The organism is Oleiphilus sp. HI0117 (assembly GCF_001635235.1).
Genome location: NZ_LWGA01000630.1, coordinates 1 through 7135, shown reverse-complemented (window position 1 = coordinate 7135; position 7135 = coordinate 1). Strand labels below are relative to the sequence as shown.

The window sequence follows — 7135 nt, the reverse complement described above, 5'->3', positions numbered from 1 at the left end:
ATTCCTGGCTGGACTCCTCGCTATATAACAGCCCTATTGTTAACAACAAAAACCATTGGAAGGTAAATCTTTCTTTCACCCGATTCTTTTGATTTCAAACCTGAATCAAGCTGATGCACCCTTCCAATAAGCCATTACTCCCTGCACTCAGTTTTCAATAACCATTGAGGTCACACAAAATGAACCAATCCAAGGCTGCAGCAATTATCATCGGCGCTAACGGGGGTATTGGGAGCGCAATCCTTAAACGTATGCAATCAGATAGAAGCATCACGACTATTTTTGCGCTGTCTAGGAACGAGCCCCAGAGAAATGAAAGTCAAAAAACAAAAACCGAATGGCTACAAACCGACGCCAAGCTTAGTTCGATTCAGGCTTGCTGCAAACAAATAGCGGACAGTCATATACCTATTCGATATATCGTGATCGCCAGCGGTTTACTACATAGTAAAGAACTCAACATAAAGCCTGAGAAACGTATCGAAGATATCAACTATGAAAGTCTGCATAGCGTTTTTGAGACCAACACGTTCATGCCGATTGTCTGGTTAAAAGAGCTGACCGGGTTACTGAATAAAAATTCAGCGACCACGATTGCTGTATTATCAGCAAGAGTGGGTAGCATTAAAGATAATCGGCTCGGCGGCTGGTATAGCTATCGAGCCTCTAAAGCAGCACTAAACATGCTTCTCAAGAATGCTTCTATTGAATACAGTCGTCGCTTTCCAAAAGCAAAAGTCATTTCATTCCACCCTGGAACCACAGACACCGAACTTTCAAAGCCATACCAAGCGGGCGTTCCAGAAGAAAAACTATTCAAGACCGACTTTGTCGCAGATCGGCTGCATCAACTCTTAGTTGAGTCAAAAGCAGATGGAAAGTTAAGTTTTAAAGATTGGAACAATATGGATATTGAGTGGTAGTAGGCCAGCTCTTGGCTTACTCAGAAACCTAAACCGAACCAAGCTACTAAGGTAACAATTGTTTTACTCAGCCTTTTCTACACGAGCCGTGTCGATTTCTAACTCATGAGTCAATGGCTATCATTGTTCTCCACGGGCGTCCATCACACACTGTATAGTTTGAGCATGTTTTTAGGCAGCCCCTGCAAGGTAATCTTAGGGTAGTGCTTTGTTTGCTGCGATGCTCTGTATCTACATTTTTACTTGTATTGGTAGCCATAAAATAACGCTCTCCTAGACTCGCTCTAATTCGAAAAAAAAGTCCCGCAAAGCGGGACAAAGGTAGATCGATTTAGATAACCACTTCTACTAAGGGGCTGTGATTACCGCATCGACTACATGAATAACACCATTTGAGGTTTCAACATCTGTAATCAACACCGTGGCATTTCCAACCATCAGCATACCCATATCGATATCTACTGTAAGATCTGTATCTGCACGCAATGTCGGTACAGCCGTGCCATTTGCTGCATAGGCAGCTATGGAGTCAATTTCTGTGCCGCTGATTACGTGTTGGCTCAAGATATCTGCCAAGCCACCTAAAGCAAGCACTTCACTAGGTGTACCCACTGCTGCGAACGCTGCATCAGTCGGTGCAAACACGGTGAACGGCCCATCCCCCACCAACGCAGCATCTAAGCCTTCTTGCTGAAGCGCGGCGAGCAAGGTTGTGAACTCTGCATCCACCTCAGCCCCTGCCAAATTAGTCACCAGCTCACCAATGGTAATACTGTCATCTGATAAAGCATCAGCTGATGGTGGCAATAGGACTTTATCAATCGCATGGATTATTCCATTTGATGTATCGACATCGGCAACAATGACCTTAGATGTGTTAATGAATAAGTCTGGGTCATCATAAGAAATTGCCAGATCTTTTGCGGTATATAACGGCGTTGTTGTATTGCCTGACAGGCTGATTGCGGTCAAAGCATCAACTTCAGAGTCCAATACATGATATTGCAGAATATCCCCAAGATTCGTTAGTGCAAGAATATCACCGGCACTATCAAACGCGTCATTATTTGCCACCAAGTCTGCAAAGGCATCATCAGTCGGTGCAAAAACGGTTAGGTCTGGCGTTGTCGCTAAAGTGCTTACTAAGCCAGCCTCAACGACGGCAGCCACCAATGTATCAAAGCGACCATCTGCTTGTGCCGTTTCAACAACATTGAAATAATTTGGTGGAATAAGAACCTTATCTATTGCGTGAATGATACCGTTGTCCGCAACAACGTCAGCGATCACAACTTGAGAGCGGTTAACAAATAGATCATCGCCAGAGACAGATACTTCAATACTCGACGTCTCAACAGTGGGTGTTGTGTTATCCATCATTCCAGCTAAGGATGTAGCTGCTGTCGCGTCAACCGTTCCAGATAAAACATGGTAAGTCAGGATATTAGCTAGGTCTGAACGCGCCAGGAACTCATCTGGCGTCACACCCAATGCTGTAAACAATGCATCGAAGGCATCGTCCGTCGGCGCAAATACTGTAAACTCTCCACCACTTAGGGTTTCACCTAAGCCTGCCGCCGCCACCGCAGCATAAAGTGTATCGAAGCTATCGTTGCAGTCAGCGATGTCTGCGATTGAACCCGTGCAAGACGCTGCGCTATCGTTATCGCTGTCACTACATGCTGACAATAATAGTGTTGAACTGGCAAACAACAATACGGATAAACTTTTGGCCCAAGAAAGCCTGTCTAAAAGTCGAGTGGACATAATGTGTACCTTCCCTAAATCATTCTTCAATTTCGTTTTGAGTTAATACCGACATCATTCTTACAAATTAAACATGCGTCGGTGACATTCATCTCGAGCGCTCAAACCAGTTTACGGGGAGGTTGTAAATTCGGATCACAATTAAGTTCTGTTTTCTAAAACGAAACGACATGAAAACACAAAATTATGATCCGTTTTCGCATTCTTCGAGTAAAGGTAATTAAACAGTGTCCGGAGAATAAGCACCTATGCTCGCTAAAGAATATGCTGAAACCAAGATTAGCAATACGAGTGGAAACCCTTATGACCTTGAGAATAATCAGCTGCCACAACTGCCTATCGCAACGCAAATGAAGCTCTATAAATCTATGGAGTCTTACGCCCTGTCACAGCTGGTTTTATTTGCTCAGTTTCCCAGACTACTGAGCTCTTTGAAGTCATTGGTCGAACTAATCGAGAACGAAACTCAAAAATACTTAAGAACCCAGATCTATAACGATGGAAGTGTCTATTTAAAAATCATTTCTCTCATCGATTCTCTTGAGGTAATCGACCATATCGAAGGTTCAAAGCAGCAGAGGAAAGCAGTAAGCAGAAAGCTGAAAAAAAACCTTTCACTTTGGAAAGTCCCTCGCCACCTAGTGATAAAAGTTATCAACGAACACATCAATCAAGAAAACACAGCAGACCAATTTCTTCTGTGTGATCAGGTCCACACGCTGGAAAAACTAAGTAAACAATATAAGAGCGAACGTAATGAACTAATAACTGCAAATTTGAAGCTTGTTTTTAGCGTAGCTGGCAAATTTAGATTCCTCGGAATGCCTTACAACGATTTAGTGCAGGAAGGCAGTATCGGCTTACTTAAAGCCATTGAGCGCTTTGATCCCAGTAAGGGGTTCCTCTTTTCGACTTATGCTTATACTGCCATTAGTCATCACATACATGCGGCTATCGAAAAGCAAGCAAGTGTCGTTCGTAAACCTTACGATCAACTCCGCGATAAAGCAATTGCCGACAAAACGAGGGCAAAGCTAGAACAGCAGCTATCACGACCTCCTAGAAGCCATGAGTTTAGAGCGAGTTTGCCAGATAACATCAGTAATAAAGCACCTTATGTCGAATTAAATACTCATGCGACCGCTAACACAGAATGGTATGCACAGTCTCCAGAACCTGAAGAACACGAACTCATTGGAAAAAACGAACAAGACCTAAAAACACAGGAGCTCCTGTACAAACGAGACCTAAAAAACATCCTAGGGAGCTTAGATCTACGAAAACAAACCATACTCCGAATGCGATACGGCATAGGAATCAACCGCACCTACACGCTAAAAGAGATCAGCGAGATACTCTTCATCTCATCTGAAAGGGTTCGCCAATTATCGCTTCAATCTGAAAAAGAGCTGAACACAATCTTAGAAAATGAACCAGACACCGATCTGGGCAATGGCAATTGAGATCCATTATTCAATTTGATTCGTAATGATTAATAATGAGAGGAAACGGACTATGAATTTATCAAATGCGATTATTAAAATCGACAAACTACGCTTACGAACATTTATCGGCTTTAATGAAGAAGAAAAAATTAAACAACAAGATATCGTCGTGAATGTCGAACTACATTATTCTGCCAATAAAGCCGCGCAATCAGATCAGGTGAAAGACGCGCTGGACTATAAGATCATTACCAAGCGAATCATTCAACTTGTTGAAGAAGGCAGATTCTTATTACTCGAGCGACTTGTAAAAGAAATTTTGCAAATTTGCACCACGAGTCCCCACACCACCTTCGCCAAAGTAAACGTTGAGAAACCACACGCGCTCCGGTTTGCTGATTCAGTATCACTGACAATGCAGGCCTCAATCCTACCTGAAACTTTGGAGAACTATGCCCATGCTTAGCCCTGAAGCCCAATTAGTTAAAAGCACCTTAGTTGAAATGGGACTTGAAACGCCTCTTGTTCAGACGCCATACACTGACGAACAAAAATATCAGCGAATTAAGGGTTTATTAGCCGAGGTCGTGGCAACTTTGGGGCTAGACCTTCAAGACGATAGCCTGGCTGAAACTCCACACAGAATCGCAAAAATGTACTTGGAGGAGATATTCTCTGGCCTGGACTATCAGAACTTTCCCAAAATAGCGGTTATCGAAAACAAAATGAATGTCGATGAAATGGTTAAAGTCAGTCGCATTAACCTGATAAGTACTTGCGAACACCACTTCGTCACGATCGATGGTTTAGCTAAAGTCGCGTATATTCCCGCAGAAAAAATCATCGGCTTATCCAAGATAAATCGTATCGTAAAGTTTTTTTCACAGCGCCCTCAAGTTCAGGAACGATTAACAAAGCAAATTTTAGTTGCGCTGCAAGTCTTACTCAATACCGACAACGTCGCAGTATCAATTAACGCAACACATTATTGCGTTAAATCCCGAGGTATTATGGATGCAAACTCTGAAACATCAACGACAGCCTTAGGAGGTTCCTTTAAAACCAACCCACAGACACGCGCTGAGTTTCTACAAGAGGCCCATCAATAATTGATTGCTACACAATCAATGGCGGGGACAAACACCATCGCTGTTTATCCCCAGAGCTATCGGCGTGATAGCAAGCAGCGCTGCGCCTAAACAGGCACAGCCAAACCAATCCTATCGCGCAAGCCAAAGCGATTAAGTAGCTTGTAGCTTTTCCAACCCAGCACACTAACCGATGTCATCACTCCTGCCATCATCGCGCCACCAATGCCACAGCTAAGCACATCCTGGCCAGTTAGATACAAGCCGGGAATTCGCGTCTCAGGTCGCAGCCAGTCTTGCTCAAAACGAGAAGGGTCATGATTAAGTCCATAGAGCTCACATTTTTTGTAGGCGCAGAAGAAGTTTGTCGACAAGGGCGTACTGGTTTCGTGATAGTCGATTTTACCTTCTAAGTGAGGCATTTTTTCATAGAGTGCTTTCAGCATACGCTCGGTAAACATGTCTTTGAGTGCTTCGTAGTCCGTGCCTCGTTTCCCCCATGGCTGGTCTTCCCACTTTTCAAACCATTCATAAGGACAAGGCGCAACGATTTCTATCGTCGACTTGCTAGGGTTCTTTCGCTGCCATTCAGGGTCTTTTGCAGACGGAAATGAAATATACACCGCAGGCAAAGGCTTATCTTTGTCATTCTCAAACGCATCCAAAGCACTATCGGCGTCATAATCAGGAAAGATCCAGAAGTTCGTCTTGGGTAGCTTCAATTCTTCAGTGCTGCCCTTCAAACCAATATACATTCCCAAGTGCGCTTTTGATGATTCAACTTCTTGCAGCTTTTTATCATAAGAGAACTTTTTGCTCAGCGCCTGCGGAACCAGGTCTTGAAAGGTATTCATTACGCCTGCAGCACTAATAACCTTATCTGCGTGAATGATATGACCATCAGACATCTCGACACCCAACGCGACGCCCTTTTCAACGACTATTTTTTCGACGCTTGCATAAGTAAGCAAGTCACCACCTGACTGTTGGATAACAGGAATAATCGTATCGGCTATTTTCCAGGCACCACCTTCTGGGTAGTAAGCACCCGATAAGTAATGTCGAGCGATCAGTGCATGAATTAAAAAGCTCGACTGCTTAGGAGGTAAACCACAATCGCCCCACTGCCCTGTTAAGACGCCAATTAACTTTTCATTTGAGGTCAGTCCACTTAAGACTTCATAAGTCGTCTTGTTGAAGTAGTCAGGCAGGCCGAAACGCTTGAGCAGCTTATAGGGCCGAGAAAGTAAGGTTGGCATCAACTTATCCATAACCTTAAGGGGCATGCACCGCGTAATGGCATCTAGCATTTTCAGATAGGAATCAATCGCTAGCTCTTCTTCGGGAAAGTGTTTTAACAAGTCTTGTTTGAAACAATCTCTACCCGCGCGCAAATTGTAAACATCCTCGCCAAAGTGGAAGCGATCGTAATTGCTATTTAGTGGCGCCCATTTCAATTCACCGTCAGTGATAAAGTCGAAAATTCTGCGCATTTGTGATTTAGGGTTGCCCATCTCACCGATATAGTGAACACCTACATCCCATTCGTAGCCATTGCGCGAGTAGCTGTGAGTGTATCCTCCAGCGGTGTAGTGTTGCTCTAATACCAAGACCTTTAACCCAGCCTTAGACAGCATAGCTGCGCTGGTCATACCGCCAATACCCGAGCCAATGACAACGGCATCATAATGACCGTCGACACGCGATGAGCGATAGCGTTTGCCCACTCTTAGCGTACTGGGTTTGAGTGTTTTCTTATTCGTGAGAGGCTGAACGGATTCCTTAGTCATAAGAGCAATTCCTACATGGATAATTAATGGTTAAATCACATAATCCAATTATTACGATTTATTTTAAGTATTGAATCATCACATACAGCAAAAAACTTACATCGTAAAGATTATAGGTAGTT

General features: G+C 43.6%; 6 protein-coding genes. 4 read left to right on the top strand and 2 right to left on the bottom strand.

The window, feature by feature from the left end; translation table 11 throughout:
- Positions 1-179 precede the first annotated feature (179 nt).
- On the top strand, positions 180-923 hold the full coding sequence (locus A3757_RS07465) for an SDR family NAD(P)-dependent oxidoreductase (protein WP_068515443.1): 744 nt from the start codon (positions 180-182) through the stop codon (positions 921-923).
- A 348-nt stretch (positions 924-1271) separates the two neighbouring features.
- On the opposite strand, the gene A3757_RS07460 is transcribed toward A3757_RS07465, so the two are convergent.
- On the bottom strand, positions 1272-2690 hold the full coding sequence (locus A3757_RS07460) for a fasciclin domain-containing protein (protein WP_068554920.1): 1419 nt from the start codon (positions 2688-2690) through the stop codon (positions 1272-1274).
- A 248-nt stretch (positions 2691-2938) separates the two neighbouring features.
- On the opposite strand from A3757_RS07460, the gene A3757_RS07455 reads away from it, so the two are divergent.
- The 3 genes from A3757_RS07455 to folE are packed head-to-tail and all read left to right on the top strand — an operon-like array spanning position 2939 to position 5244.
- The gene (locus A3757_RS07455; protein ID WP_068554922.1) at positions 2939-4153 is read left to right on the top strand and encodes a sigma-70 family RNA polymerase sigma factor; all 1215 of its coding nucleotides are present in this window, start codon (positions 2939-2941) and stop codon (positions 4151-4153) included.
- A 52-nt stretch (positions 4154-4205) separates the two neighbouring features.
- Entirely contained in the window at positions 4206-4601 is a 396-nt protein-coding gene (gene folX, locus A3757_RS07450) for a dihydroneopterin triphosphate 2'-epimerase (RefSeq protein WP_068515436.1), read from the top strand.
- Complete coding sequence (folE, locus tag A3757_RS07445; RefSeq protein WP_068515433.1) at positions 4594-5244, top strand: GTP cyclohydrolase I FolE; 651 nt, start codon at positions 4594-4596, stop codon at positions 5242-5244. Before folX ends, folE begins: the two co-directional genes overlap by 8 nt.
- An 86-nt stretch (positions 5245-5330) precedes the next feature.
- Here the strand turns inward: folE and A3757_RS07440 are convergent, their stop codons facing one another.
- A complete protein-coding gene (locus tag A3757_RS07440) occupies positions 5331-7013 on the bottom strand; it encodes an NAD(P)/FAD-dependent oxidoreductase (protein WP_068515429.1) in 1683 nt (560 codons plus the stop codon).
- Positions 7014-7135 lie beyond the last annotated feature (122 nt).